This window comes from Halomicrobium sp. HArcht3-1, assembly GCF_058933345.1.
This window is the reverse complement of sequence record NZ_JBZYDM010000008.1, coordinates 96,656-120,230: the sequence shown is the minus strand read 5'-3', so window position 1 is coordinate 120,230 and position 23,575 is coordinate 96,656. Positions and strand designations below refer to the sequence as shown.

At 65.1% G+C, this 23,575-nt stretch carries 28 protein-coding genes; 13 read left to right on the top strand and 15 right to left on the bottom strand.

Annotated elements, in window-relative coordinates; genetic code table 11:
• Nucleotides 1–59 precede the first annotated feature (59 nt).
• Nucleotides 60–548 carry a metal-dependent hydrolase gene (locus AC5FRW_RS14230; RefSeq protein WP_493569122.1) on the top strand — a complete coding sequence of 163 codons (489 nt, stop codon included), beginning with the start codon at nucleotides 60–62 and terminating at the stop codon, nucleotides 546–548.
• A 96-nt stretch (nucleotides 549–644) separates the two neighbouring features.
• Here the strand turns inward: AC5FRW_RS14230 and AC5FRW_RS14225 are convergent, their stop codons facing one another.
• On the bottom strand, nucleotides 645–1,379 hold the full coding sequence (locus tag AC5FRW_RS14225) for a PHP-associated domain-containing protein (protein ID WP_493569207.1): 735 nt from the start codon (nucleotides 1,377–1,379) through the stop codon (nucleotides 645–647).
• Nucleotides 1,380–1,658: 279 nt separating this feature from the next.
• Between AC5FRW_RS14225 and AC5FRW_RS14220 the strand changes: the two genes are divergently transcribed.
• The 3 genes from AC5FRW_RS14220 to AC5FRW_RS14210 all read left to right on the top strand — a co-directional run bounded on the left by AC5FRW_RS14220 (nucleotide 1,659) and on the right by AC5FRW_RS14210 (nucleotide 3,390).
• Nucleotides 1,659–2,348 carry a DUF7504 family protein gene (locus tag AC5FRW_RS14220; RefSeq protein ID WP_493569121.1) on the top strand — a complete coding sequence of 230 codons (690 nt, stop codon included), beginning with the start codon at nucleotides 1,659–1,661 and terminating at the stop codon, nucleotides 2,346–2,348.
• 208 nt (nucleotides 2,349–2,556) lie between these two features.
• Nucleotides 2,557–3,003, top strand: coding sequence for an IS1096 element passenger TnpR family protein (locus tag AC5FRW_RS14215; protein ID WP_493569120.1), 447 nt, complete (start codon nucleotides 2,557–2,559; stop codon nucleotides 3,001–3,003).
• Nucleotides 3,004–3,084: 81 nt separating this feature from the next.
• On the top strand, nucleotides 3,085–3,390 hold the full coding sequence (locus AC5FRW_RS14210) for a DUF7565 family protein (protein WP_493569119.1): 306 nt from the start codon (nucleotides 3,085–3,087) through the stop codon (nucleotides 3,388–3,390).
• Nucleotides 3,391–3,405: 15 nt separating this feature from the next.
• Here the strand turns inward: AC5FRW_RS14210 and AC5FRW_RS14205 are convergent, their stop codons facing one another.
• The 8 genes from AC5FRW_RS14205 to AC5FRW_RS14170 all read right to left on the bottom strand — a co-directional run bounded on the left by AC5FRW_RS14205 (nucleotide 3,406) and on the right by AC5FRW_RS14170 (nucleotide 11,098).
• The gene (locus AC5FRW_RS14205; RefSeq protein WP_493569118.1) at nucleotides 3,406–4,044 is read right to left on the bottom strand and encodes a hypothetical protein; all 639 of its coding nucleotides are present in this window, start codon (nucleotides 4,042–4,044) and stop codon (nucleotides 3,406–3,408) included.
• Nucleotides 4,041–4,895, bottom strand: coding sequence for a DUF2705 family protein (locus AC5FRW_RS14200; RefSeq protein ID WP_493569117.1), 855 nt, complete (start codon nucleotides 4,893–4,895; stop codon nucleotides 4,041–4,043). The genes AC5FRW_RS14205 and AC5FRW_RS14200 overlap by 4 nt, the downstream gene beginning before the upstream one ends.
• Nucleotides 4,892–5,863, bottom strand: a complete 972-nt coding sequence (locus AC5FRW_RS14195) for an ABC transporter ATP-binding protein (RefSeq protein ID WP_493569116.1) — start codon at nucleotides 5,861–5,863, stop codon at nucleotides 4,892–4,894. Before AC5FRW_RS14195 ends, AC5FRW_RS14200 begins: the two co-directional genes overlap by 4 nt.
• A gap of 417 nt (nucleotides 5,864–6,280) precedes the next feature.
• Nucleotides 6,281–6,718, bottom strand: coding sequence for a transcription elongation factor Spt5 (locus AC5FRW_RS14190; RefSeq protein WP_493569115.1), 438 nt, complete (start codon nucleotides 6,716–6,718; stop codon nucleotides 6,281–6,283).
• 4 nt (nucleotides 6,719–6,722) lie between these two features.
• Complete coding sequence (locus AC5FRW_RS14185) at nucleotides 6,723–6,902, bottom strand: protein translocase SEC61 complex subunit gamma (RefSeq protein WP_015763884.1); 180 nt, start codon at nucleotides 6,900–6,902, stop codon at nucleotides 6,723–6,725.
• 117 nt (nucleotides 6,903–7,019) lie between these two features.
• Nucleotides 7,020–8,186 carry a cell division protein FtsZ gene (gene ftsZ, locus AC5FRW_RS14180; RefSeq protein ID WP_493569114.1) on the bottom strand — a complete coding sequence of 389 codons (1,167 nt, stop codon included), beginning with the start codon at nucleotides 8,184–8,186 and terminating at the stop codon, nucleotides 7,020–7,022.
• 105 nt (nucleotides 8,187–8,291) lie between these two features.
• On the bottom strand, nucleotides 8,292–9,677 hold the full coding sequence (locus AC5FRW_RS14175; RefSeq protein ID WP_493569113.1) for a D-aminoacyl-tRNA deacylase: 1,386 nt from the start codon (nucleotides 9,675–9,677) through the stop codon (nucleotides 8,292–8,294).
• On the bottom strand, nucleotides 9,677–11,098 hold the full coding sequence (locus AC5FRW_RS14170; RefSeq protein ID WP_493569112.1) for a calcium:cation antiporter family protein: 1,422 nt from the start codon (nucleotides 11,096–11,098) through the stop codon (nucleotides 9,677–9,679). Before AC5FRW_RS14170 ends, AC5FRW_RS14175 begins: the two co-directional genes overlap by 1 nt.
• A gap of 133 nt (nucleotides 11,099–11,231) precedes the next feature.
• On the opposite strand from AC5FRW_RS14170, the gene AC5FRW_RS14165 reads away from it, so the two are divergent.
• The 5 genes from AC5FRW_RS14165 (at nucleotide 11,232) to AC5FRW_RS14145 (ending at nucleotide 15,849) form a co-directional block, all read left to right on the top strand.
• A complete protein-coding gene (locus tag AC5FRW_RS14165; RefSeq protein ID WP_493569111.1) occupies nucleotides 11,232–12,029 on the top strand; it encodes a shikimate dehydrogenase in 798 nt (265 codons plus the stop codon).
• Nucleotides 12,030–12,083: 54 nt separating this feature from the next.
• A complete protein-coding gene (locus tag AC5FRW_RS14160) occupies nucleotides 12,084–12,626 on the top strand; it encodes a helix-hairpin-helix domain-containing protein (RefSeq protein WP_493569110.1) in 543 nt (180 codons plus the stop codon).
• A gap of 197 nt (nucleotides 12,627–12,823) precedes the next feature.
• Nucleotides 12,824–14,299, top strand: coding sequence for an aminodeoxychorismate synthase, component I (pabB, locus tag AC5FRW_RS14155; RefSeq protein ID WP_493569109.1), 1,476 nt, complete (start codon nucleotides 12,824–12,826; stop codon nucleotides 14,297–14,299).
• A 9-nt stretch (nucleotides 14,300–14,308) separates the two neighbouring features.
• Entirely contained in the window at nucleotides 14,309–14,989 is a 681-nt protein-coding gene (locus AC5FRW_RS14150) for an anthranilate synthase component II (RefSeq protein WP_493569108.1), read from the top strand.
• Nucleotides 14,974–15,849, top strand: coding sequence for an aminotransferase class IV (locus tag AC5FRW_RS14145; RefSeq protein ID WP_493569107.1), 876 nt, complete (start codon nucleotides 14,974–14,976; stop codon nucleotides 15,847–15,849). Before AC5FRW_RS14150 ends, AC5FRW_RS14145 begins: the two co-directional genes overlap by 16 nt.
• 7 nt (nucleotides 15,850–15,856) lie before the next feature.
• Here the strand turns inward: AC5FRW_RS14145 and AC5FRW_RS14140 are convergent, their stop codons facing one another.
• From AC5FRW_RS14140 to AC5FRW_RS14125, 4 genes are all read right to left on the bottom strand, one after another.
• Nucleotides 15,857–16,270 carry a hypothetical protein gene (locus AC5FRW_RS14140; RefSeq protein ID WP_493569106.1) on the bottom strand — a complete coding sequence of 138 codons (414 nt, stop codon included), beginning with the start codon at nucleotides 16,268–16,270 and terminating at the stop codon, nucleotides 15,857–15,859.
• A 120-nt stretch (nucleotides 16,271–16,390) separates the two neighbouring features.
• Nucleotides 16,391–16,681: a DUF7526 family protein gene (locus tag AC5FRW_RS14135; RefSeq protein ID WP_493569105.1), complete on the bottom strand. Its 291-nt coding sequence runs from the start codon at nucleotides 16,679–16,681 to the stop codon at nucleotides 16,391–16,393.
• A gap of 32 nt (nucleotides 16,682–16,713) precedes the next feature.
• Complete coding sequence (locus tag AC5FRW_RS14130; RefSeq protein ID WP_493569104.1) at nucleotides 16,714–17,775, bottom strand: saccharopine dehydrogenase family protein; 1,062 nt, start codon at nucleotides 17,773–17,775, stop codon at nucleotides 16,714–16,716.
• 62 nt (nucleotides 17,776–17,837) lie between these two features.
• Nucleotides 17,838–18,623, bottom strand: coding sequence for a TrmB family transcriptional regulator (locus AC5FRW_RS14125; RefSeq protein ID WP_493569103.1), 786 nt, complete (start codon nucleotides 18,621–18,623; stop codon nucleotides 17,838–17,840).
• A gap of 157 nt (nucleotides 18,624–18,780) precedes the next feature.
• On the opposite strand from AC5FRW_RS14125, the gene AC5FRW_RS14120 reads away from it, so the two are divergent.
• Complete coding sequence (locus tag AC5FRW_RS14120; RefSeq protein ID WP_493569102.1) at nucleotides 18,781–19,113, top strand: DMT family transporter; 333 nt, start codon at nucleotides 18,781–18,783, stop codon at nucleotides 19,111–19,113.
• 92 nt (nucleotides 19,114–19,205) lie between these two features.
• Nucleotides 19,206–19,622 carry a Rieske (2Fe-2S) protein gene (locus tag AC5FRW_RS14115; RefSeq protein ID WP_493569101.1) on the top strand — a complete coding sequence of 139 codons (417 nt, stop codon included), beginning with the start codon at nucleotides 19,206–19,208 and terminating at the stop codon, nucleotides 19,620–19,622.
• Between the two features lie 28 nt (nucleotides 19,623–19,650).
• Here AC5FRW_RS14115 and AC5FRW_RS14110 read toward each other — a convergent pair whose 3' ends face one another.
• Both AC5FRW_RS14110 and AC5FRW_RS14105 read right to left on the bottom strand, forming a co-directional pair.
• Nucleotides 19,651–19,941 (bottom strand): transcriptional regulator, encoded by a 291-nt coding sequence (locus tag AC5FRW_RS14110; RefSeq protein WP_493569100.1) that lies wholly within the window; start codon nucleotides 19,939–19,941, stop codon nucleotides 19,651–19,653.
• A gap of 164 nt (nucleotides 19,942–20,105) precedes the next feature.
• Nucleotides 20,106–20,741 carry an FAD-dependent oxidoreductase gene (locus AC5FRW_RS14105; protein ID WP_493569099.1) on the bottom strand — a complete coding sequence of 212 codons (636 nt, stop codon included), beginning with the start codon at nucleotides 20,739–20,741 and terminating at the stop codon, nucleotides 20,106–20,108.
• Nucleotides 20,742–20,920: 179 nt separating this feature from the next.
• Here AC5FRW_RS14105 and AC5FRW_RS14100 point away from each other — a divergent pair, with 179 nt between their 5' ends.
• Nucleotides 20,921–22,684: a 2-oxoacid:acceptor oxidoreductase subunit alpha gene (locus AC5FRW_RS14100; protein WP_493569098.1), complete on the top strand. Its 1,764-nt coding sequence runs from the start codon at nucleotides 20,921–20,923 to the stop codon at nucleotides 22,682–22,684.
• Nucleotides 22,681–23,544 (top strand): 2-oxoacid:ferredoxin oxidoreductase subunit beta, encoded by an 864-nt coding sequence (locus AC5FRW_RS14095; RefSeq protein WP_493569097.1) that lies wholly within the window; start codon nucleotides 22,681–22,683, stop codon nucleotides 23,542–23,544. The genes AC5FRW_RS14100 and AC5FRW_RS14095 overlap by 4 nt, the downstream gene beginning before the upstream one ends.
• Nucleotides 23,545–23,575: the final 31 nt, after the last annotated feature.

The following is a 23,575-nucleotide window of genomic DNA, read 5'->3' as shown; positions in this document are numbered from 1 at the left end:
GGTGATCAGTGACTGGAAACCGCCCATCGTTATGCCGGTCGCTGTCTAGCCTCCACTGCATGAACAAACGTGGGCACGTGTTGAACGCGGCCCTGTTGAGCATCGGTCTGGGCTACGTCCTCCAGCCGTCGGGCGACGTGGAGACGTTCGTGACCATCGCCGAGGTGTCGGTGCCGGTGATTCTGGGCGCGCTCTTTCCCGACGTGGACACCGCCTTCGGTCGCCACCGCAAGACCCTGCACAATCTTCCCGTGCTGGCGATCATCGCCGCCTACCCGGTGTACTTCGGGAACCTCGACTGGGTGTGGCTCGGTGTCGTCACTCACTACGCACTCGACTACTTCGGCTCCCGACGCGGTATCGCACTGTTCTATCCGCTGTGGGACGAGGAGTTTGGCTCCCCGACCGGCGTGACCACGACCAGCGACCACGCCGAGATAGTCACCGTCGCTGTAACGGTGTTCGAGATCGCCGTCGCCATCGTCCTCGTCCACGTCCTTCCACAGTACATTCCGGCTCCCGTCGTGCAGTTCGTCGGTCTCGCCTGACCGGGGCGCTGTGACCGACTCGTACTGTTGGCCGTTCCCGTTTCGAGCGGTCCGTCCCACGGGACCACATTCGTTCCCGACTTGCAGCCGACAGTCTCAGTAGACCTTCACGTCGTCGAACTGCCCACCGTAGGCGACGTGATTGGGATGGGTCGGCTCGGTCCCCTGCAAGAAGAGTCGATCCAGTTTCGACCAGCTATTCTCGTAGCCCAGATGGCAGAACTCGACCCCACAGCGCAGGCTGTGGCTCAGTCCATCACGATGGAACACCCGGCGCGGGGCTTCGTCTTCGAGTGCCGTGACGAACGCATCGAGACCGTCGATGTCTCGTTCGAACTCGACCCACACCTCGCCGACCGTCCCGCGGACGTGTGCGTACGAGGAGGCGAACGGTTCGATCTCGAAATCGCTGGCGAGCGCTCGTGCCCGACGGTTGTGATGTGCCCAGTGTTTCGGGTTGTACACTTCGACCGCGTCGATCTGGTCGCGGTACTCGCGAATGTCCGCACGGCCGAGACTGACGTTGAGGAACTGGGGATGGGGAACGAGCGTGGCCGCACCTTGCCGGTCCAGTTCCGCGAGCGTTCCGTCGAGGGTCAGAAAGTCGGGCACCGGGTCGGAGAGACCGATCGCAAGCACGTGACGGCGCTGTTGCCAGCTTCCGGTGAACAGTTCGCGGGCGGGAAACACCGTCAGTTCCTCGTCGGAAAAGTGCGCTGCACGGCGACGGATCTCGGGGTATCGAGTGAAGTGTGGCGCGTAGACCAGCGCGTCCAGTCCGCGGGCTTTCGCACGCTCGACGACGTGCTCGTCGAGTACTTTCACGTGCATATCCACCCGGTACCCAGTCACGTGCCGGCGATACTGCGACGCGACAGATAGGGATTACTATTCGACTTATACTGTCTGCTGTAACTGTTTCAAGAGATTCGCGACTCGGGGTCGCAAAATCCTTCACAGACGTACAGCCGGCAGTATTACGACGCCCGGACTCGTGGGACCAGTGTGCGCTGTCAGCGCCCGTTCGACAGCACGTGCTGATTATTTGACGCATCGACAGTTTAAATACTGTGCGGGTGACAGGTATATAACACAGGAATCCGGTGGCTCATGACCGATGGTGTCCACGAGTTCCCGCCCGGGGACGACGACGTTGACGACGCGCTTCGCTCGCTCGAAGAGCGTGGCTGTAATTTCCTCGTCGTCGGTATCGCACCACCTGCCGCCCACGACCGTGTCTCCCGACAGCTGTTCGGCGCGGACACGCCGTCACGGCGGCGACTGCTCGTCTTGCTCGGCCGCAACGACGCGGGTGTCGAACGACGGTTCGGACAGTCCCCTCGGGAGATGCCACCCGGCACCGCCGCGGTCGTGCGCCACTCGATGCTCGCCCGGAGTGCGGCCGCGCCGCCGACTCCCGACCCCTTCGCGAGTCAGGTCGAGAGCGACAGTCTCACCGAACTCGGCTGTACCATCGCCGACGACGTACTGGAGTTCGTCCAGACGACGACCCATCGCGAACCGGGATGGCTCAGGCTCGGATTCGACGCCCTCTTGCCACTGTTCGAGCACTACGAGCGAGAGGCGTTCTTCCGCTTCTTGCGGACGGTCACCCAGCGGATCAGCGCCGTCTCCGGGATGGGACACTTTCATCTCTCGGTGCCTATCGACGATCCACTGGTCGATCTGGTCCGCTCGATCTTCGACGGCATCGTCGAAGTCAGGCATCGTGACGGGCGCTTCCAGCAGCGGTGGCATCTCACCGCCGACGATCTGTCTTCCGCGTGGCAACCACTCTGACACGCGACGGTGTCACTTACTGGATCGACCCACGCTGTCGTACCGTCGGCCAGATAGACGGCGACAGCTTTCGGCGTGATAGGGCCCCGCTCTCACCGCTCGCCGTCGATCGATTCAGCACGTCCCGCATGGGCACGGACACGTGAACGAGACGACAGGATCGCCGCGACCGAAGCATACATACAACGACGGACAGCACTATCGTGGTATGACGGTCTATCGCTTCCGAGTCAAGGCCCAGGACGCGACGGCACCGTTCTGGCGCGACATCGCGGTCGGAAGCGACCGGAGCCTCGCGGAACTCGGGGCGACGATCGTCGATGCAGTCGGGATCGACGACCAGCATCGATGGTTCTTCGGTATCGACCAGGAGTACTGGGCAAGCCCGGTGAAATACCTCTGTCCCGGCGAGTACAGGTCTCAGTCGAGTGGCGGCCCGATGTGGTGGGACGAAGACGTGTTCGACGCCGCCGAGACCACCGTCGGGACTCTCGGTCTCGACCAGTGGAGCACCCTCTGTTTCGTGTGTGATTACGTCAACGACCGGCGGTTCTACGCGATCCTGCGGGATATCGACGACGCTGACGGCCAGCGACCGGCGACACTCACCGACGGTCGAGGTCAGCTACAGTTCGACGCCGCAAACGAGCAGTGACTCGCTCCGCAACGGTCCGCCCAGTGGCGGTCTCGCGATGCTAACGAACGTTTTTATGCCCCCCTCTCGTGTCAACCGACAATGCCACGCTGGGAGTGTGCTATCGACGCCGACGGGGAAGTCTTCGACCGCGTGGAAGACCTGATCGTTCACCAGTCGACCGAACACGACCGCATCGAATGCAAAGTCTGCGGTGCCGTCCTGCCGGACGGCTACTTCGCGATCCGACACGCGTTCGACGAACACAGTCGCGCCGAGTACGTCCGGGCCTACGACGCCGACGCGTCGGAGGTCCGACGCCGGGAGAACGTCAAAGAGAGTATCGAGGAGGTCGCCGACATTCGCGAGGTCATCGACCGCCTCGAAGGTAACGAGAACCGAGCCTGAATCGACCCGCCTTCCTCAGTGCGTCGAGAGCAGATAGCCGCCGGTCCCGATCGCGACGACACCCGCGAGCAGTGCCGCCAGTCGCAGTAGATGCTGGGTGCCACCGAGCGGTGGCTCGCCGGTCCGGGTCCTGATCACGTCGTAGCGTGCGATCTCCTCACGGAGTTTCTGGACTTCGGCGGCACTCGGTGTCGCCGGCGTCTCCTCCTCACCGGCTGGCTCCTCTCGCGCACGGTACTCGGCGGCCCGGAGCGGTTCGTCGGCCGCCGGGAGGTCGCTGTGCTCCGGGCGCTCGATCACGACCGACTGGGCACGCTCACGTTCGCTGTAGCGCTCGAACTCGGCGAGGTCGGTCGCCGTCGGATACGGGAACTCACTGGCTCCCTGTCCGAGTGGAACCGTCGTCTCACCGCCGTGACGCAGCGCCTGCACGTACAGTTCCTGCCCTCGGTCGGAGAGGTTCTCGTACTCGACGACCGTGTACCCCTCTCGTTCCAGCGTCGTCTCGTTCTCGGTCGTACCGGCGTCGGTCTGGTGGTACAGGACCTGCTGGACGGGTGCCAGTGACGGAACGAGCAGCAGGACCACGCCCAGTACGACCAGCCCCGCACCGATCTTGCTACGCCGGGTGAGTGCTTCGAGGGCGGGACTCATTCGAGATCCGCCCCCCGGAATCGCACGTATCCGAACACGAGCGGGACCACGAGCCAGACGGCAAAGACCAGCAGCGAGACTTCTTCGGAGAGATACACCGGCAAGTCACCGCTGGCATCCGCCGCCCGCTGGAAGACGCGCTGCTCCATCCCCTCGGGCAAGAACATGTTCGTCCCCATCCGGTAGGCCGTCAGCGGGCTGACGTACGTGACTGCGTTGTACAGGTCGAGGTTCGCCTCGAAGCCAAGCAGCGTTCGGTGGACCCACTGGGCGATCGTGAAGACGCTGAGTCCCGGCACGACGAACAGCAGGACGAGCACGAAGTACGAGCCGATTGCGGCAGCGATGGCGCGGCTCCGTGCTGCCACCGCCGACGAGACCGACACGGCGATCGAGACGAAGACGCTGCCGTACAGCAGCGTCATCGCGAGTACACCGAGTACCACTTCGAGCGGGAGGACGCCGTTGCGGGCGTAGGCACCTGCCACTGTGGTCAAGACCATGAAGACGATGCCTGCAGCGACGATCCCCAGCCGGCTGAGCAGCTTCCCGAGAAACACGTCACGGCGGGTGTTGGGCACGCTCAGCAGGAACTTGATGCCGCCGCTCTCTCGCTCGCCGGCGATAGACATGTAGCTCGCGACCAGCGCCACGATCGGTAGCAACAGCATCAAGAGGAGCACGAGCTGGGCGAACAGCCGTTGAAACGTCTCCAGCGCCGTCGCCTGATAGGCATCGTAACTGTAACCGAGCAGTGCAGTGAGCAGACCGAGCAGCGTTGCGACGGCCCACAGCGACCGCGACCGGCGCGCACCCCTGAAGTCCTTCGTCGCGACGGAGCGAACGCTCACTGTGGGACCTCCTGCTCGTCGCCTGCCGGCTCGCTGGCACCCGTCTCGCCGTCGGCCCGCTCGCCGTCACGACCACCACCGGTCAGATCGTTGAACAGCGACTCCAGCGACACCGTCTCGGACGTGATGTCCGTGATCGTCGCACGCTCGGCGGCGTGGGTTACCACGTCGACTTTGACGTTCGGATCGAGACAGTTCACCACGAGCGTCTCCGCCTCGACACTGGTCGAGGCGACCCCGTCCAGTGCTTCGACGCCCAGCCCGCTCGGTTGCGAGGCACATTCGAGTCGGATCGTCGCCTGCCCACCGGCGTTCTCGCGCAACTGCTCGATGCTGTCGAGCGCGACGAGCTTTCCCTCGTTCATCACGCCGACCCGATCACAGACCGCCTCGACCTCCGAGAGGATGTGACTGGAGAAGAAGACGGTCGTCCCCGCCTCGGCCCGCGCTCGGATGATCGATCGCATCTGCTGGATGCCGTTGGGATCGAGTCCGGTCGTCGGCTCGTCGAGCAGCAGCATCTCTGGGTCGTCGACCAGCGCCATCGCCAGCGAGAGGCGCTGTTGCATCCCCTTGGAGTACGACTTCGCCATCCGGTCGGCGTCGTCTGCCAGCCCGACCAGTTCGAGCAGTTCGTCTGGATCGTCACCCGCGTCGCGGGTCTCGATCACCCAGTCGAGATACTCTCGGCCCGTCAAGGGATCGTCGAAGCCGTACCCTTCAGGGAGGACGCCGACCCGCTCGCGGATCGTCGCCGGCTCGGTCCCTGCATCGTGTCCGAGTACTTCGACCGACCCGCTCGTCGGGCGGATGAAATCCAACAGGAGATTGATCGTCGTCGACTTGCCTGCCCCGTTCGGCCCTAAAAACCCGAACACCTCGCCTTCCTCGACGACGAGGTCGAGGTCGTCGACGGCGACGACATCCCCGAACTCCTTGGTCAGTCCACGTGTCCGTATCGCTGCCATCGTCCCGACGGTCTCCGCACTGCCCCCTTAATCCGAGGATCGGTCAAAATTGCTTTTTCGCCACCATCTTTTTCGGCGTCGGGTTCGGTCGCTTTGCTCCCGAACCACTCCTTGAAAAACATGGGTGAAAAAGGCTCGATCTCGCTACGCTCGATCGAGTGAATCGGCGACTCCGTCGCCGAATGCTCTCTTACCATTCTTCCGAATCCAGCACGCGGATCTGGTCGCCACGTACTGTCACCGGAATCGGGACCGTCGCCTCGTACAGTTCGACGGTCACCTGGTCTTTGCACAACCACCTTTTTCTGCGTCGGGAGGCTCGCTTCGCTCGCCACCACTCCTTGAAAAACGTGGGCGAAAAAGCTCGACCTCACTCCGTTCGGTCGAGTGAACCGCCTCGCTCTGCTCGGCGGATGCTTACCGTTCTTCCGAATCCAGCACGCGAATCTGGTCCCCGCGAACCGTCACCGGAATGGGAACCGTCGCCTCGTACAGTTCGACGGTCACCTGGTCCTTGCCTTCGTCGATGCGCTGGACCTGTGCCTTCTCGCCTTTGAACGGGCCGGCGATGAGTTCGACGATGTCGCCTTCGGCGATCCCTTCCACGTCGGGTTTCGGCGAGAGGAAGTGCTCGACTTCCGTGAGCGAGGACTCCCCGGGAACGACGCCGTTGGCGTGGGGGATCTCGTCTAAGATCCGCTCGAACACGCTGGCGTCGTCGGCCTCGACCATGACGTAGCTGGTGAGCGAATCCGGGGCGAGCGCCGCGTGGATCGAGTCTTCCTCGCGACTGATGATCATGTCCGCGACGGTACGTTCCTGACTGGCCGTGGTTTTGACTGCGTAGATTCCCATAGTATCACGCCGGCGTGGAGCCGGGAACGACTGACATTAGCACGAAGATGACGAATCCGATCAGTCCGACGAGCACGATGCCGGCCCCCGCGATGAGGGCGACGCGGGAGAACTCCTCCCAAGAGGGGGTGCTGGCGAGTTTGAGCACCCGCACGTACGAGGTGAGATCGTAGGGTACGTCCATGGCGACCGGTAGCCACCCCGGGCTTTTCTATATTGTGATGTGACCGAGCACCTTCGGTGACCGGTCCAGTGGCTCTGGTGCCAGCAGACAGAAAAGAGACGATGGCGATTACGTCGCTTACTCGACGTAGTCGATATCCTCGCCGAGTTGCTGGGCGGCCTTCTCGCGTTCGGCCTCGCTCTGGCCGTAGATCTGTGGGCTTTCGACGCCCGTGACGACGATCATGGTCTCCATCTTGCCCTCGAATTCGTTGTTGACGCTGGCACCCCAGATGATGCGAGCGTCGGGGTCGATGCGGTCGTAGATCTCCTCGACGACGCCTTCTGCCTCCTCGATGGACATGTCGGGACCGCCGACGACGTTGACGAGCGCGGAGTTCGCGCCGTCGAACTCCACGTCCAGCAGCGGCGAGCGAAGCGCAGAGCGGATCGAGTCCTGGGCCTTGTTCTCGCTGTCGGACTCCCCGAGACCGATCATCGCGACGCCACCGTTCTCCATGATCGTGCGAACGTCGGCAAAGTCGACGTTGACCAGTCCGGGCTTGGTGATCAGTTCGGTCATGCCCTTGACCGAGCGCATCAGGACGCGGTCACAGATCTTGAAGGCGTCCTGTAGCGGCATCGAGGGGGCGTAGTCGAGCAGGCGGTCGTTCGGGACGACGATGACGGTGTCGGAGACGGCACGCAGGCGTTCGAGACCGGCGTCGGCGTTGGCGCGGCGGCGTTCGCCTTCGGCAGTGAACGGAATAGTGACGATAGAGATGGTCAGGGCGTCGGACTCCTGTGCGGCCTGTGCGACGACGGGGGCGGCACCGGTCCCGGTCCCGCCACCGAGTCCAGCGGTGACGAACACCATGTCGGAGCCGTCGATGGACTGCTGGATGTCTTCGATGTTCTCCTGTGCGGCCTCCTCGCCGATCTTGGGGACCGAGCCGGCACCGCGACCACCGGTGCGCTTCTTGCCGATCAGGATCTTGGTATCGGCCTTGACTTCGTCGGCGAGGTGCTGGGCGTCCGTGTTGGCGGCGACGAGCTTCGCGCCGTGGATGCCCTCTTCCATCATGCGGGTGACGGTGTTGCCGCCCGCACCGCCACAGCCGACGACGGTGATCTTCGTTTCGAGGTCTTTGACCACGTCGGCCAGTTCCTCGTCCGTCATCGTGCCCGACGTGTTCGTCGCGTCTGGGGTGGTGTTGTTCTGGGTGTCCGACGCTTGCTCGGCAGGGGCCGACTCGTCCGCCTCGGCCTCTGCTTCGTCGATCGCGTCGTCGATTATGGAGTCCATAATTTGAACGCCGATAACAAACGAGCACTTATTAGTGTTCCCCTGATGTCTGACTTCTGGCTGACGTATTCGGCTGTATCGGGCGAAAGCGGCGGTACTCTCGCCTTACTGTTCTTGCGGGTTTCGAACCGGGAACTCGTCGATTCGCTCCCGGATCACTTCGTCCGGCGTGATCTCCTCGCCGTCGATCTCGACCGCGTTGCCGGCCGACAGTCGGCCGAACTTCGGTCCTTCGGGGACACCCAGATCGCGTGCGAGAGTCGGGTCGAACGCCGTCTCACGGGCGACGACGGTCTCGCCCGCTCGTTCGACCGAATCGTAGGACTGGCCCAGCACGGCCACGAGTTCGTCGACGATCTGTTCGTGGTCGGCGTCACTCGACAGCGCCAGCGGGCCGACGACCTCGGTTCCGTTCTGTTCGGTGCCGAAGGCGATTGCGGTCTCGGCGACTGCCGCGCGGGTGGCCGCGCGGTCGATCCCGGTTGCACGAGCCAGCAGGTCCGTCCCGATCGGCGCGACGACGAACTCGCCGTCGTACTCTGTCGCTCGTGTGCCGAACCGGAGTCCGTCGTCGACCGTCGTGATCGCCGCCTCCAGCCGTTCGACGAGACTGAGCGGGACACCACTGGTCTCGCGGACCCACGTCTCGTCGACGACGCGATAGCCCAGTTCCTCGATGGTCTCGCGTAGCCCCGGGCGGTTTGCTTCGAGGAGGGCGTACTCGGCGGCGCTCTCGGTGAACGCCTGCTCGATCACGTCCTCGTGCTCTGTGGGGTCGCCCATCGCGTCCAGTGCCCAGTCGGCACCGACGTGGCCGACGGCCCAGTCGGTCTCCCGGACGACGCGCTCGAATCGGGGGACGTAGTGGCCGCCGCCGAAGCCGACGAGGTGACGGCGAGCGCCGTTCTCCCGTGGTGCGTCGGCCTCGACAGCGTCGAGTGCGAGGATCGCCTGCGCGACTGCGCGTGCGGCCGCCGGGTCGTCCCACTGGGCCTCGTCGCTGCCGACTTCGACGAACATCGACGGGACGCCGACCGCGCTCGGGCCGTGGTGGGTACACTCCAGTCCGACCTCGTAGCCCTCGGGGGCGTGTTCGTCGAGCGCCTCGAACACCCGCCGCTGGGCGTTGGGACAGGCGCGGGCGAGCGTCCCGTCCGATCCACCGAACTCCGCCGGCCCGAAGTTGCCGGTGTGATGGGCCGTCAGGAGCGGACCAGTCTCGCCGGCGTGTCGGGAGGCAAAGGCGAGTAGATCGACCGTGCGCTCGGGACCATCGTCGACGGTGCCAAAGGTGTCGGCGACCCCGTCGAGATCGAGATGGATCTCCTCGAACGTCCGCAGTTCGACTCCCCCACGGCGGTAGACTGTGCCGCCGCCCTCGCCGTCGGGACGGCTGTCGTCGTGGTGAGTGTCCCACGCGACGAGGTCGCGCAGGTGCTCGCCGATGTGGACCGATGCACTGTCCGCCTCGGAGACGACGATGGCGAGCATCAGTCCGCGAACTCTCTGTGGACGGTCTCTCGTCCGAGCGCGTCACGTGCGGTGTCGGCTGCCAGCCCGAACAGGAGTTTGACCGAGCGACGCCGTCTGATGATCAGTGCAGTCCCGGCGACGAGATAGACGGCGGTGTAGGCAAGCAGGAGTTCGTAGCTGTCGAAGGGCAACGCCAGCCACTCGCGGATGAGGACGAACTCGATCAGGACCTGCGAGATGAACAGGCCAAAGAGGACGATCGACTCCTTGATGCTGATCTCGAAGTTACAGAGGATCGCCAGCGCGAAGTACGACTGGGCGGCCGTGATCCAGACTTCGGCGGCCTGTTTCTGGTCGAACGGCAACACGCCGTAGCTCCCGCCGGCGAGCGAGAAGACCACTGCGAGCGTCCCGATCAACAGCGTCCACTGATTCAGCTTCGAGGAGATCAGGGCGTTGAAGCCCGCAGTCGAGCGGGCCTTGTTGACCAGCACGGCGACGACGATCAGTTCCGGTGATTCGCTCGCCAGTGGGGCGATCCACTGGATCATGAAGAACTCGGGGATGCCGTTTTGCAGCCCGATCGCTTCGAGTCCGTGAGCGAACGGCTCGACGGCGGTGAAGATCATCGTCCCCGAGTAGCCAAAGAGCGCCAGCACGGCGATCGGTCGCCACGGCAGGGACCACTGCTGGAGATACCGGGGCACGCCGACCTGTTCTTCGTCGTGTTCGATGTCGGACTTGAGGATCAGGGCGATGTAGGCGACGTATAGACCGACGAGGACGACCGTGTCCGTGGCGTCGATGCCCCCACCCAGTGGCACGAGGAAGGCCCACATCGTCGCGGCAAAGAGGAACGTGATCTCGGTTGCGATGTCGCGATGAAGCGTGACGGCGTCGCCGAGCCACCCGTCGCGGTTCTCGACGGCTGGGTCCTTGGTATCGAAGGCGCGCCAGACGGTGAAGATCGCGATGCCGGCCCAGCCGATCCCGATGAGGATTCGGTTCGCACCGGTCATGTTCGCCACGGCGAGGTTGGCGCTGTGACAGGCCTCCGCGAGCGGCGTCGCCTGCGCCTCGATCTGTGCTGCTGTCAGTTCGCCACAGGCCGCCGTGCCCGCCCCGCCGGCACCGGCGTTCCAGGCGTACAGCGCGTCGACGGCGTACTCCGGTGCGACCGCGAGCACCGCGAGCACGGCGATGGCGAACGCGCGGGGTACGTCCTTCTCGGCGGTCTCTGCGCCCCAGGCCAGCAGGAACGACGCGCCGAGGACGGCGATGCCGGTCACCGCGACCTCGGGGAGAGTTCCGAGGTGGATCGGCGCTCCCTGAAGCACTCGGTACTCGACCAGCCGATTGTAGGTGAAGATCGACGTCCAGGGCGCTGTCAGCAGCGCCGTGGCGGCGATCTGTACCAGTGGGTGACGAAGGCGACTCACTAGGCGATAGCTGGATAGGTCGGCGTGAAAAGCTTGCGAAAGTCCGTCCGGTCAGGTTCGCCGCCCGGTCTGGCTCTCGCTGTCGCCCACCGAGAACACACCTTTCATATCCGCTGGGGCTGGCAGTTCGGGTATGCACGTCTTCGGTCTGATCGGCAATCCGGTGGGACACTCGCTGTCGCCGCCGATGCACGAAGCGGCCTACGAAGCACTCGGGATCGACGCCCGCTACGTCACCTTCGAACCGGCGCAAGACGAGGCGGCCGCGGCCATCGAGGCGGCCGAGACGCTCGGGATCGACGGACTCAACGTCACCATTCCGTTCAAACAGGACGTTCTGGACGCGGTCGATCCCGATCCGCTGGCCGAACGTATCGGCGCGGTCAACACGGTCGACCTGACCGGGTCGGAGCCACGCGGGTACAACACCGACGCCGTCGGCGCGGTCCGCGCGCTCCGAGAGCACGACGTTGCCATCGAGGGGACGGCGGTCGTCGTCGGTGCCGGCGGTGCCGGTCGCGCCGTCGCGTTCGGACTGGCAGACGAGGGAATGACCGTCCGTATCGCCAACCGAACCGTCGAGACGGCCCACGAACTGGCCGCGGCGGTCCCCGACGCCAGCGGCCACGGACTCGACGACCTCGGCGACCTGCTGGCCGACGCCGACGTACTGGTCAACTGTACCAGCGTCGGGATGGACGAGGACGCGACGCCGGTGCCCGCCGGGGCGCTCCACGGTGATCTGGCGGTCCTCGACGCGGTCTACTCGCCCATCGAGACGCGCCTCCTGTCGGACGCTGCCGCCGTCGGTGCGACGACCGTCGACGGCGCGTGGATGCTCCTGTTTCAGGGTGTCGAAGCCTTCGAACGCTGGACGGGCGAGACCGCGCCGGTCGAGCGGATGAACGAGGCATTGCGCGAGCGACTGTGAGCACCCGGCAGTAACCCGGAAGGTGTTAAGTGTCGGCGTCCAGTAGCAGACGACATGGGCCTGTTGCAGAAACTGAAATCGGCTCTCGGGCTCGACGCTTCGGGGTCGCCCTCCACCGGCACGAGCGCCCCGCAAGACGTCGACGTGACCGTCGAGCGCGAGCCATCGACCGAGTCGGAGGACGCCGTCAAGGGGACCGAGACCGACACGTCAGGGGAACCGCACGACGAGTCGTCGACCGTCGAGTCGACCACCGACGCGCCCGCAGCGGACGCGGACGACGTGGCCGACCGAATCGACGAGGCCGAAGCAACCGAGACTGAAGAAGCCGAGACCGAGGCGGCGACAGCGGAAACCGAGACCGAAGCACCGGCCGACGACGAGGACGAGACGGCCGACGCCGCGGCCACCCCGGAGACGGACGCCGCCGTCACCGAGATCAAAGGCGTCGGGCCGGCCTACGCCGAACGGCTGGAGAACGCCGGCGTCTCGACGGTCTCCGATCTCGCGGTCGCCGACGCCGAGGAACTGGCCGAGGCGACCGATCTCTCGCCCAACCGTATCTCGGGCTGGATCGAACAGGCGAAGTCGTTCTGACACCCTCGTCCGTGTGTCCGACGATCGTCACCACGGGGTAGACGCCCGTCGGTCCCTCCCTGCGAGACGCCGTCCGACGCCGCTGGCTGTCTCGTCTCTCTCGACTCGTCGACCGAACACAGCACTAGACGAGTCGCCATCGACAGCGTCACCGTCGACCGCAAGGGAATTATCCGCCCCTCGCTTACATCGCCGTAATGCCGACCGTCGTCACCGACCGGGAGTCGTTCCTGTCGGTCGCTACCGACGCCGACCCGAAGGCGCGCGTCCCAGTCGAAGTCACGATCACCGTCGACGACCCGTTTCTCGCCTACCGGCGGGCACGCGACGGGGACAGCGCCGGCGGAGTCTACCTCGGGACCACTGGCGGCCAGTCTGGCTGGGGCTACTTCGCGACGGCCCCGGCGGACTTCGTCGAAGTCCGGCCCGGCGAGGGCGACTCGCTCGCAGCACTCGCCGACGCTGTCGACCGCGACGGTCTCGCCCGCGGTGACTGTGCCGTCCCCTTCCCCTGTGGCGTGATCGGGTGGCTCTCCTACGACATCGTTCGCGAACTCGAAGCGCTGCCGGCCGAGACCGCCCGCGACCGCGCGCTCCCGCGTCTTCAGATCGGGACCTACGACCGGATCGCTGCGTGGGAGGAACCCCGCGGCGACGAGGTCACGTTGCACGTCACCGCCTGCCCGCGCCTCGACGAGTTCGAGCGCCCCGCACTGGCCTACGAGTTCGGTCGCCAGCACGCGCTCGAACTCGCCCGCACCGCGACCGACGGCGACCCGTCAGTCGGACCGGCCCCCGCAGCCACGACCGATGCGCACTTCGAGAGCGACTGTACGCCCGAGGCGTACGCCGACCGCGTGCGCGCAGTCAAGCAGTACGTCCGCGACGGCGACACCTTTCAGGCCAACGTCTCCCAGCGCCTCGTCGCGCCCGCGGCGGTCCATCCCGTCGAAGCCTTCGACGCGCTGCGGACGGTCAACCCCGCGCCCTACTCCGCACTGGTCGAGTTCCCCGGCGTCGATCTGGTCAGTGCCAGCCCGGAACTGCTGCTTTCCCGTGAGGGCGACCGGATCGAGACCGAACCCATCGCTGGGACGCGCCCGCGTGGCGACACACCAGCGGCCGACGACGCGCTCGAAGCGGAACTGCTGGGCGACGAGAAAGAGCGCGCCGAGCACGCGATGCTCGTCGACCTCGAACGCAACGACCTCGGGAAGGTCAGCGCGTTCGGGAGCGTCGAGGTGACCGACTACCGCCGGGTGGATCGCTACTCGGAGGTGATGCACCTCGTCTCGAAGGTCGAGGGTCGCCTGCGCGACGACATGGGACTTGCCGATGCCGTCGCCGCCGTCTTCCCCGGCGGAACGATCACCGGCGCACCCAAGCCACGGACGATGGAGATCATCGACGAACTCGAATCGACGCGCCGCGGCCCCTACACCGGTTCCATCGGCATCTTCGGATTCGACGACCGGGCCACGCTGTCGATTCTCATTCGGACGCTGGTACGCTACGAGTCGCGGTACTACCTCCGGGTCGGGGCCGGCATCGTCCACGACTCCGTCCCCGAACGGGAGTACGAGGAGACGCTGGCGAAGGGCCGGGCGCTGATCAACGCCGTCGACGAGGCACTCGGCAAACGCGCCGAGATGAGTGTGGAGGGTGCGCGATGATCGTGGAGGATGCACGATGACCGTGGAGGTGTGCCGGTGACGCCCCGCTCGACCGCGCCGACGATCCTCGTCGTCGACAACTACGACTCCTTTGCCTACAATCTCGTCCAGTACGTCGGCGAGGTCGTCGAGCGCCTCGGCGGCGGCACCGACGATGTCGTCGTCCGGCGCAACGACGCGATCACGGTGGGAGAGATCGAACGTCTCGATCCCGACGGCATCGTCGTCTCGCCCGGCCCCGGCACACCCGCCGAGGCCGGCGTCTCGATGCCGATCTTCGCAGACCTCGAATACCCGACGCTCGGAGTCTGTCTGGGCCATCAGGCACTGTGTGCCGCCAACGGTGCCCCTGTGGGCCACGCCGAGGCGGTCGTCCACGGCAAGTCCTCCCCGGTGACCCACGACGGTGCGGGAGTGTTCCGAGACCTGCCCGATCCGCTCGAAGTCGGGCGCTATCACTCGCTGGCCGTCGAGCGCGACGACCTGCCAGACGTGCTCGAAGAGACCGCGTACACGGTCGACGACCAGCACGGCGACGACAGCATCGACGACGCCGAAACGAGCGTCGTGATGGGTGTGCGCCACCGCGAACTGCCACACGTCGGCGTCCAGTTCCACCCCGAGAGCATCCTCACCGACGGCGGCAAGACGATGATCGAGAACTTCTGTCTCCAATGTACTCCCACGTAAACGGCGAACTGGTCCCCGAAGACGAGGCGACCGTCAGCGTCGCCGACCGGGGCTTCCAGTACGGCGACGGCGCCTTCGAGACGATTAGAGCCTACGGCGGGACGCCCTTCGAGTGGCAGGCCCACCGCGAACGGCTTCAGCGGACCGCCGAGATGCTCGGATTTGGCGAGGCCGTGCCCGACGACCTGCGCCAGCGCGTCGACGAGACGCTGGCCGAGAACGACCTCGACGACGCCTACGTCAAGGTGATGGTGACTCGCGGCAGTCAGCCCGGCAAACTGACGCCTGCGCCCGAGGTCGATCCGACTGTCGTCGTGATCGTGAAGGGCCTCCCGCGGGGCGGCACCGATGGAGAGCCTGTGTGGGACGGGCCGGCCGACGTGCAGTCGGTCAAGACCCGAAAGATCCCCAGCGAGGCGCTGCCGGCCGACGCCAAGACCCACAACTATCTCAACGGCATCCTCGCCAGACTGGAACTCAGACGGGCCGCGACCGACGCGTATCAGGCCGACGAGGCGCTGCTTCGCGACACCGCGGGCCGCGTCGTCGAGGGCGCGACGAGCAACCTCTTTTTCGTCACTGAAGCGGGCCTGAAGACCCCGAGTGCGGACCTCGATCTGTTGCCCGGCGTCACACGCTCGGTCGTGATGGACCTCGCAGCGTCCGAGGGGTTCCCCGTCGAAGAAGACGAGTACACCGTCGCAGACGTGCGCGAGGCCGACGAGGCCTTCCTCACGAACTCGACGTGGGAGATCCGCCCCATCGCCAGCGTCGACGGCATCGACGTGGGGACTGGCCCGATGACGAAACTGCTCCGGCGGTTGTACGACGAACACGTCGAGGAACGCTGTTACGAGTGATCGCTACTCACTCTCGGGTTCGCGACCAGCTATCCACTTTACCAGCGGAGACGAGATAAACGACGACGAACGCGACGACGCCAGCCATTACGCCGGCGACGATGCTGCTCGTGGGTTCCTCGGGAATGCCGACCACAGTATCGGTCAGCCAGACGCCGACCGCAAAACTCAGTATCGCGACGATGCGCCCGCCCAGTCCGATCGCCGTGAACCACGCACCGATACGCGCACCCAGCGTCGAGTTCGCTCCGGGTCCCGTGGCGAGTACGAGCGCCGCGAAACCGACCGTGAACCACGGCCAGCGGAGCGGTCCTGATGTGAGGGTCCCGACGAGGTGACCCGCCGCTGCGATCCCGGCCAGCACGTCCAGCCACGTCGGCGCGTCGTTCGGAAACCACGAGAACTGTCGAATGGAGGGCATATCTGGCCTATAGTAGCCATTGAAAATCAATGTACACCCGATCGCACTGCTGTCGTGCGACCGGTATGCCAACCATTTTAATTGTTGCTATCGCTCTCCCCAGTGGCAAAACCGTTGTCCTCACTCCACCGCGACGGCGTCGTACACGCCCGGCAGCTCAGTCTCGTGGACGGTCGCGGTGATCTCGGCACCCTCCTCGACGGCCTCGTCGACGACGACGGTGATCGGTCGAATCGGATCGCGTTTCAGGAAGGCCCAGACCCGTTCGAGGATACCGGGTGTCCCGCCCTCGCGACAGACTACCACGTAGCGCGACTCGGCCAGCGCCGCGAGTTCGTCGAGCATGTTCGCCTCGTCACGTTCCTCGGGCGTGACGACGTGGATCACCTCGGCCGTGATCGTCTCGGTCATGTCACTGGATCGGCCGTCGAGCGTGATCCACCTTACGCAACGTCCTCGCGCTCGGTACCCTCGACATCGAGGATCAGGTCCGCGCCGTAGGCCCCGGCGGGCGTCTGGAAGCCCGTCGGCGCGTCCCCATCGAGGACGCGCTCTGTGGCTGCCAGTGCCGTTTCGACGGTCGTCGTGTAGGTGTGGGGCACTCGGAGGCGTGACACCGCTCGCTCGCCGTCGGCAGTCGTCGCCGCTCCCCAGACGTAGGCGTCCTCGCTGGCCCGTTCTTCGGCGTCCGGTCCCTCGACGCTGCGCTCGACCAGCCACGTCAGGAGTGACTGGACCGGCCCGAGACCGAGTAGCGGCCCGAGCCTCCCGGCCAGTTTGATGTTGCGCTCGGCCTTCGGTGACATCGATTGGTAGACGGTGACGTTGCCGATGCCGGTCGTGTAGTAGGCCGTCGACACGTCGCCCCACGGGATCGCTGCGGCGTTGCGGCCGTCCCGGCCCCAGCCGAAGTCGACCGTTCGTGACTCGTGGGCGATGGGGACCCGCTGGAGGCGCCCGTCCCGGCGCACGCGCCCGCCAGCGTCGAGGTTTCCGATCACGGTCTTTGCCGTCCCCGGCGAGACGCCAACCTCGGCGTCGAAGGCCAGTTCGAGCGTGTCGGCGTCGGGCAGTCGATCCGCGAGGTGGGCCGCCATGCAGTCGGTCGGCACCACGTCGAAGCCCACACCGGGCAGGAGCATGACGCCCGCCTCCGCGGCCCGGTCGCCGTCGTCGTGAATCCCCTCGAACACTTCGATCTCGCCGGTGATGTCGAGGTAGTGAGTCCCAGTACGCAGACAGGACTCGACCATCGGGCGGTAGGTCCGCTCGAACGGGCCAGCACAGTGCAGGACTGCGGTGGCGTCTTCGAGCAAAAAATCGAGTTCGTTGGGGTCGTCGAGCGCGATGACCTCGTGGTCACAGCCCAGCCGAATCGCCTGATCGGTCAGTGTGTCGCGGTCCCGCCCCGCGAGCAGCGGCTCGATGCCGCGGTCGACGGCTTCCTGTGCGATCAGGTCCCCTGTGTACCCATACGAACCGTAGATCACCAACTCACCGCTCATTGGCGGCGCTTCGCCCGGTTCGTGGATAAGCGTTCGGCTGGCTATGGAGGCGCGGGTGAACGCTATTCGAGCGGGACGGCACCACTCCAGAGCGCCTGAAACTGTCGCTCGAATTCGTCGACGACGTCGCTGTCGTCGACCGCGACGACGCCGATGCGATCCGCGGCCGTGCGCGGATGTGGGATGTCGACCGTCGTGATGGTCTGGTCGATCACGTCGAAGGAAACTGGAAGCTCCGGGGCGACTCTGACCTGGACTGCTGGCGCGTGATCCGCTGGCACGTCCAAGAGCGTCTCCGGCACCGTTTCGAGTACCTGCTCGCTGACCAGCAGTGAGACGTCGAGATCCGGTCGTGCGCCGTCGAAAAACGCGTCGACCTCCCGTTTGAGCGTCTCCCACGGGGCATCCTCGTAGGGCGGGCCGACCGTTGCGTGAACCGACGCCGTCGCCGTCTGCATGTGTTCGTGCATTGCCGTCTGCATCGCCTCGCTCCCGAGTGATCCGAGCCAGACACTCCCGTCGGCCGGCAACGTCGGCAACAGATTCGAACGGACGGCGTCTGCGACATCGCGATACCGTTCCCACTCCTGCCGGAGTTCCGCGCTTCGCTCGGCGAGCAGCCGCTCGACCGCCGTGTCTGGCTGCACTGCGACGTACCGGGTCGGGTCGGTCGACTGGGTTCGAACGAGCTGGCGCGCTTCGAGACCGTTGAGGACGTCGTAGATCCGGCCTCTGGGAACGTCACTCGCATCCGACAGGTCCGTCGCTGTCACTGCACCGGTCACCAGCAGCGTGCGGTAGACTTTCTCCTCGTAGCTCGACAGGCCCAGTTCACCGAGATCAGTCATCGTTGGTCACTTCCGCGTTCCTGTCGTTAGTAGGTGGGTGGATTCCGCCCGCGAGCACCTGCTTTCCGTGCTGGTCTGCCCCGCCCCAGCGAGCAATGGCACGCAAGTGGCGGCCCGTTTCAGAATTATTACATCCCGGATCGCGGTAGCGACGAGCATGAATCCGTACCTGTTGCTCGCCGGTGCGATCGTGTCCGAACTCTTCGGAACGACTGCGCTCAAGCTGTCGGATGGCTTCTCGAACCCGCTCCCGAGTCTCGGCGTCGTCGCCGGATACGGACTCGCGTTCTATTTGGTTTCACTGACCCTGAAAGACCTCCCGATCGGGGTCGTGTACGGGACGTGGGCGGCGCTTGGGATCGTCGGCGTCGCCGCAATCGGTGTCGTCGTGTTCGAGGAGCCACTCGATCTCGCCGCCGTGATCGGTATCGTCCTCATTATCGGGGGTGTGTACTGTCTCAACGTCCTCTCGGCGGCGGCCACGCACTGACGGCGGTCACAGTGTCACCACGGCGCGCCCACCGTCGATATGTGAAGAAACCGGGGCATTGAAGCCAGCGACTCACAAAAGCGGAGTCGAGTATGGACGCCGAGTCCCGGATCGTCGACGTGGCAGATGTCCCGACCGACGGCACCGTGTTGTTCACGATGGCAAACGGGAGCGACACGAAAGAGGCCTTCCTGATCGACCTCACCGACGGCATCGTCGCTTTCGAGAACTACTGTCCGCACTGGCGAGACGTGCGCCTCGACAAGGGGTCGGGAGCGACCCTGCGCAACGACGAACTCGTCTGTGAGAGACACGGTGCGACCTTCGAGACCGACTCGGGCTACTGCAACTTCGGTCCCTGCGAAGGCGCGACACTCTCCGAAGTCGACGTGACTGTCGAGGACGGCGGCGTCTACCTCACGGAACCGGGCTACACCGTCGATGGTCTCGGTGGCGACGACGATACCGACCGCTCGTCGGGCAGCAGAATCGGGTTTTCGGGGAACTGAGTCGCCGGCCTCCCCGAACCGAAATCGCTCACTCGATCCGGTAGGCTGGCTCCTCGACGGCCTCGCTCTTGCACTCGGGACACCGGCTGGGCCGGTTCGTGAGGTTGTCGAACCCGTCGAACCCACACTCCTCACAGGTCGGCGGCGCGACGAGCAGTTGCTCGTCTGTCCCGTCCAGCGAGCGAGCGATGTGCTCGACGTGATCGAGGGCGTCGCTGGTCTGTATCTCGAACTCGCGAGCGATCGCACCCGCAGCAAGTGGTTCGGCCCGGAGTTGGTCGGCAATGCGCTGGCGCGTCGTCCGACTGACTTCGCGCATGGTATTCCTTGGCATACGAGTGATAAAATACTTTCTGCGAGATTGGCTAGCAGACGACGCGACTGAACTAACTGGGTGTACATTTCGATCTGCCGCCGTGACAGTGCGAATGCGGACCTCGAAAGCCTTCGTCTTGGCTCCTCCGATCACGTCGACAATCTCTCCTAGCCGAAGTTTTCGATCTTGGCGTCCTCGGTCGTCCCACCGGCGGCCTCGATCGCTTCGGTCGCGGCGTCGATGAAGTCGGCGAAACCGTAGACGAACAGCTGCCCGCCGTCCGCGAGCGCGTCGGCGGTCGCCTCGGTCAGGGCCTCGTCGGCGTCGAGCACGCGGAGGAACGCGCCGTCGGCCTCGATCTCGGCCAGCCGATCCTCGTGGACCGGCGCATCGTCCCGGTAGACGATCGCGGCCTCGTTGCCGTCGGCGAGTGCGCGCTCGGCGATGCCGACGGCGGGGCCGACGCCCGGCCCGCCAGCGAGAACCACGGCGCGTGCCTCGTCCTCGTAGTAATCGCTGCCGAAGGGACCGGCGACAGTCACGGTGTCGCCCGATTCGAGGTCGGCGAGGATCGGCGCGACCGTCCCGTCGGGATCGATGCCGACCGTGATCTCGAACGTCCCCTCGACGTCGGGCGAGGAGATGGTGTAGAAGCGTGGTTCGTCCTCGCCGTCGACCTCGAAGGTCAGTTTGACGAACTGCCCCGGCCGTGCGGAGAAGCCGTCGGGCGTCTCGATATCGATCGCCACCGTGTCGGGACCGACCTCGCGGACGGCCGCGACGCGACACTCGGTGTCGTCCATGCTGGCGCTTGGTGGATCGACGGCAAGCCGGTTTCGGTCGCGCCGCCGACTGTGATGGAAATAGTAACTCGATTGCGAGTATAAATCCCCCAATCGACGGGGCAGACAAAAATACTACGCACAGAGTGCCAACGGTTTACAGAAGGTTTTTCCTTGGGCGATGGATACCCGAGCCTAGAATGCCCGAAGACCTCAACTGGGCCATCGGCGGCGAAGCCGGCGATGGGATCGACTCTACCGGGAAGATATTTGCCCAGGCACTCTCGCGGGCAGGTCGGCACGTCTTTACCTCGAAGGACTTCGCGTCGCGTATCCGCGGTGGATACACGGCCTACAAAGTTCGGACGTCCGTCGATCGCGTCGAGAGTGTCGTCGACCGACTGGACGTGTTGATCGCGCTCACAGAGCGGACGATCGACGAGAACATGAACGAGCTACACGACGGCTCGGTCATCATCTACGACGGGGAGCGGACGACGATGCAAAACGTCGAAATCCCCGACGAGATGATCGGTCTCGAAGTACCGCTCAAGCGCCTCGCCGAAGAGGCCGGCGGTGCGATCATGGCGAACGTCGTCGCGCTCGGGGCCGCCTGTGAAGTGACTGGCTTCCCGATCGAGAACCTCGACGAATCGCTGGAGAAGCGCTTTGGCGACAAGGGCGAGGCTATCGTCGAGAACAACAAGAAGGCCGCGCGCGCCGGTCAGGACTACGTCCAAGAGGAGTACGACCACGACTTTGGCTACTCCATGGAGACGACCGACAACGACTACGTCCTGCTCAACGGCGACGAGGCCATCGGTATGGGCGCTATCGCCGCCGGCTGTCGGTTCTACGCCGGCTACCCGATCACGCCAGCGACGGACGTGATGGAGTACATGACCGGCCGCGTCGACCAGTTCGGCGGGAAGGTCGTGCAGGCAGAGGACGAACTCGCTGCCATCAACATGGCACTTGGCGCGGCCCGCGCTGGCGCACGCTCGATGACGGCCACGTCCGGTCCCGGGATCGACCTGATGACCGAGACGTTCGGTCTCGTCGCGACCACGGAGACGCCGCTGGTCATCTGTGACGTGATGCGCTCGGGTCCCTCGACCGGGATGCCGACCAAGCAGGAACAGGGCGACCTCAATATGGCGCTGTACGGCGGCCACGGTGAGATTCCGCGGTTCGTCGTCGCACCGACCAACATCTCGGAGTGCTTCTGGAAGACCGTCGAGGCGTTCAACCTCGCCGAGAAGTACCAGACGCCCGTGTTCCTCGTCTCGGACCTCGCGATGGCAGTCACCGAACAGACCTTCGAACCCGAGACGTTCGACATGGACGAGGTCGAGATCGACCGCGGCAAGGTCGTCGACGAGGAGGACATCGACGGCTGGCAAAACGAGAAAGACCAGTTCCAGCCTCACTTCCCCGCCGCCGACGGCGTCTCACCCCGCACCTTCCCCGGGACGAGCGGTGGTGCCCATATGACGACCGGTCTCGAACACGACGAACTCGGCCGCCGAACCGAGGACACGGAAGTCCGCAAGGAACAGGTCGAGAAACGCGACCGCAAGGTCGAGACCGCACAGCGCGAGGAAGACTGGGACTACCGCGAGTTCGGCGACGAAGACGCCGACACGCTCGTCATCTCGTGGGGATCGAACGAGGGCGCGATGCGCGAAGGCCTGCAGCTGCTGGCCGAGGACGGTCTCGACGTGCGCTTCATCTCGGTGCCGTACATCTTCCCGCGGCCGGATCTCAGCGACGAGATCGAAGCCGCAGAGCAGACCATCGTCGTCGAGTGTAACGCCACGGGGCAGTTCGCCGACGTGATCGAACACGACGTGCTCGAACGGGTCGACCGCGTCAACAAGTACGACGGCGTCCGCTACAAGGCCGACGAGCTGGCCGAAGAGATCAAAGACGCCGTCGCCGCAGCAACGGAGGCCTCAACATGAGTTCAGACATTCGCTTCACCGACTTCAAGTCCGACAAGCAACCGACCTGGTGTCCCGGCTGTGGGGACTTCGGGACGATGAACGGCATGATGAAGGCGCTGGCCGAGACCGGCAACGACCCCGACAACACGTTCGTCGTCGCCGGGATCGGCTGTTCCGGCAAGATCGGGACATACATGCACAGCTACGCGCTGCACGGCGTCCACGGTCGCGCCCTGCCGGTCGGCATCGGCGTCAAACTCGCCAACCCCGACCTCGAAGTGATGGTCGCTGGCGGTGACGGTGACGGCTACTCCATCGGTGCCGGGCACTTCATCCACGCCGTCCGCCGCAACGTCGACATGACCTACGTCGTCATGGACAACCGCATCTACGGCCTCACGAAGGGGCAGGCCTCCCCGACCTCGCGCGAGGACTTCGAGACCTCGACCTCGCCGGACGGCCCGAACCAGCCGCCGGTCAACCCCAAAGCACTCGCCCTCTCCGCGGGCGCGACGTTCATCGCACAGTCGTTCTCCTCGAACGCCCAGCGCCACGCCCAACTGGTGCAGCAGGCCATCGAGCACGACGGCTTTGGCTTCGTCAACGTCTACTCGCCCTGCGTGACGTTCAACGACGTGGACACCTACGACTACTTCCGCGACTCCATCGTCGACCTCGACGAGACGGACCACGACCCGACCGACGTCGACCAGGCCAAGGACAAGATCCTCGAAAGCGACAAGGAGTACATGGGCGTCCTCTACCAGGACGAGCAGTCCGTGCCGTTCAACGAACGCGAAGACTTCGACCAGAACATGGCCGAGATTCCCGACGGCGCGCCCGACGGCGCGATGGATCTCGTGCGAGAGTTTTACTAACCCACCTTTTTCGACTGCGGGTGCGCCGAAG

Bases quoted from the DNA above. Each gene is read 5' to 3' on its own strand.
- AC5FRW_RS14230 (WP_493569122.1), top strand. From the start codon at position 60: ATGAACAAACGTGGGCACGTGTTGAACGCGGCCCTGTTGAGCATCGGT.
- AC5FRW_RS14225 (WP_493569207.1), bottom strand. From the start codon at position 1,379: ATGCACGTGAAAGTACTCGACGAGCACGTCGTCGAGCGTGCGAAAGCC.
- AC5FRW_RS14220 (WP_493569121.1), top strand. From the start codon at position 1,659: ATGACCGATGGTGTCCACGAGTTCCCGCCCGGGGACGACGACGTTGAC.
- AC5FRW_RS14215 (WP_493569120.1), top strand. From the start codon at position 2,557: ATGACGGTCTATCGCTTCCGAGTCAAGGCCCAGGACGCGACGGCACCG.
- AC5FRW_RS14210 (WP_493569119.1), top strand. From the start codon at position 3,085: ATGCCACGCTGGGAGTGTGCTATCGACGCCGACGGGGAAGTCTTCGAC.
- AC5FRW_RS14205 (WP_493569118.1), bottom strand. From the start codon at position 4,044: ATGAGTCCCGCCCTCGAAGCACTCACCCGGCGTAGCAAGATCGGTGCG.
- AC5FRW_RS14195 (WP_493569116.1), bottom strand. From the start codon at position 5,863: ATGGCAGCGATACGGACACGTGGACTGACCAAGGAGTTCGGGGATGTC.
- AC5FRW_RS14190 (WP_493569115.1), bottom strand. From the start codon at position 6,718: ATGGGAATCTACGCAGTCAAAACCACGGCCAGTCAGGAACGTACCGTC.
- AC5FRW_RS14185 (WP_015763884.1), bottom strand. From the start codon at position 6,902: ATGGACGTACCCTACGATCTCACCTCGTACGTGCGGGTGCTCAAACTC.
- ftsZ (WP_493569114.1), bottom strand. From the start codon at position 8,186: ATGGACTCCATAATCGACGACGCGATCGACGAAGCAGAGGCCGAGGCG.
- AC5FRW_RS14175 (WP_493569113.1), bottom strand. From the start codon at position 9,677: ATGCTCGCCATCGTCGTCTCCGAGGCGGACAGTGCATCGGTCCACATC.
- AC5FRW_RS14165 (WP_493569111.1), top strand. From the start codon at position 11,232: ATGCACGTCTTCGGTCTGATCGGCAATCCGGTGGGACACTCGCTGTCG.
- AC5FRW_RS14160 (WP_493569110.1), top strand. From the start codon at position 12,084: ATGGGCCTGTTGCAGAAACTGAAATCGGCTCTCGGGCTCGACGCTTCG.
- pabB (WP_493569109.1), top strand. From the start codon at position 12,824: ATGCCGACCGTCGTCACCGACCGGGAGTCGTTCCTGTCGGTCGCTACC.
- AC5FRW_RS14150 (WP_493569108.1), top strand. From the start codon at position 14,309: ATGCACGATGACCGTGGAGGTGTGCCGGTGACGCCCCGCTCGACCGCG.
- AC5FRW_RS14145 (WP_493569107.1), top strand. From the start codon at position 14,974: ATGTACTCCCACGTAAACGGCGAACTGGTCCCCGAAGACGAGGCGACC.
- AC5FRW_RS14140 (WP_493569106.1), bottom strand. From the start codon at position 16,270: ATGCCCTCCATTCGACAGTTCTCGTGGTTTCCGAACGACGCGCCGACG.
- AC5FRW_RS14135 (WP_493569105.1), bottom strand. From the start codon at position 16,681: ATGACCGAGACGATCACGGCCGAGGTGATCCACGTCGTCACGCCCGAG.
- AC5FRW_RS14130 (WP_493569104.1), bottom strand. From the start codon at position 17,775: ATGAGCGGTGAGTTGGTGATCTACGGTTCGTATGGGTACACAGGGGAC.
- AC5FRW_RS14125 (WP_493569103.1), bottom strand. From the start codon at position 18,623: ATGACTGATCTCGGTGAACTGGGCCTGTCGAGCTACGAGGAGAAAGTC.
- AC5FRW_RS14120 (WP_493569102.1), top strand. From the start codon at position 18,781: ATGAATCCGTACCTGTTGCTCGCCGGTGCGATCGTGTCCGAACTCTTC.
- AC5FRW_RS14115 (WP_493569101.1), top strand. From the start codon at position 19,206: ATGGACGCCGAGTCCCGGATCGTCGACGTGGCAGATGTCCCGACCGAC.
- AC5FRW_RS14110 (WP_493569100.1), bottom strand. From the start codon at position 19,941: ATGCGCGAAGTCAGTCGGACGACGCGCCAGCGCATTGCCGACCAACTC.
- AC5FRW_RS14105 (WP_493569099.1), bottom strand. From the start codon at position 20,741: ATGGACGACACCGAGTGTCGCGTCGCGGCCGTCCGCGAGGTCGGTCCC.
- AC5FRW_RS14100 (WP_493569098.1), top strand. From the start codon at position 20,921: ATGCCCGAAGACCTCAACTGGGCCATCGGCGGCGAAGCCGGCGATGGG.
- AC5FRW_RS14095 (WP_493569097.1), top strand. From the start codon at position 22,681: ATGAGTTCAGACATTCGCTTCACCGACTTCAAGTCCGACAAGCAACCG.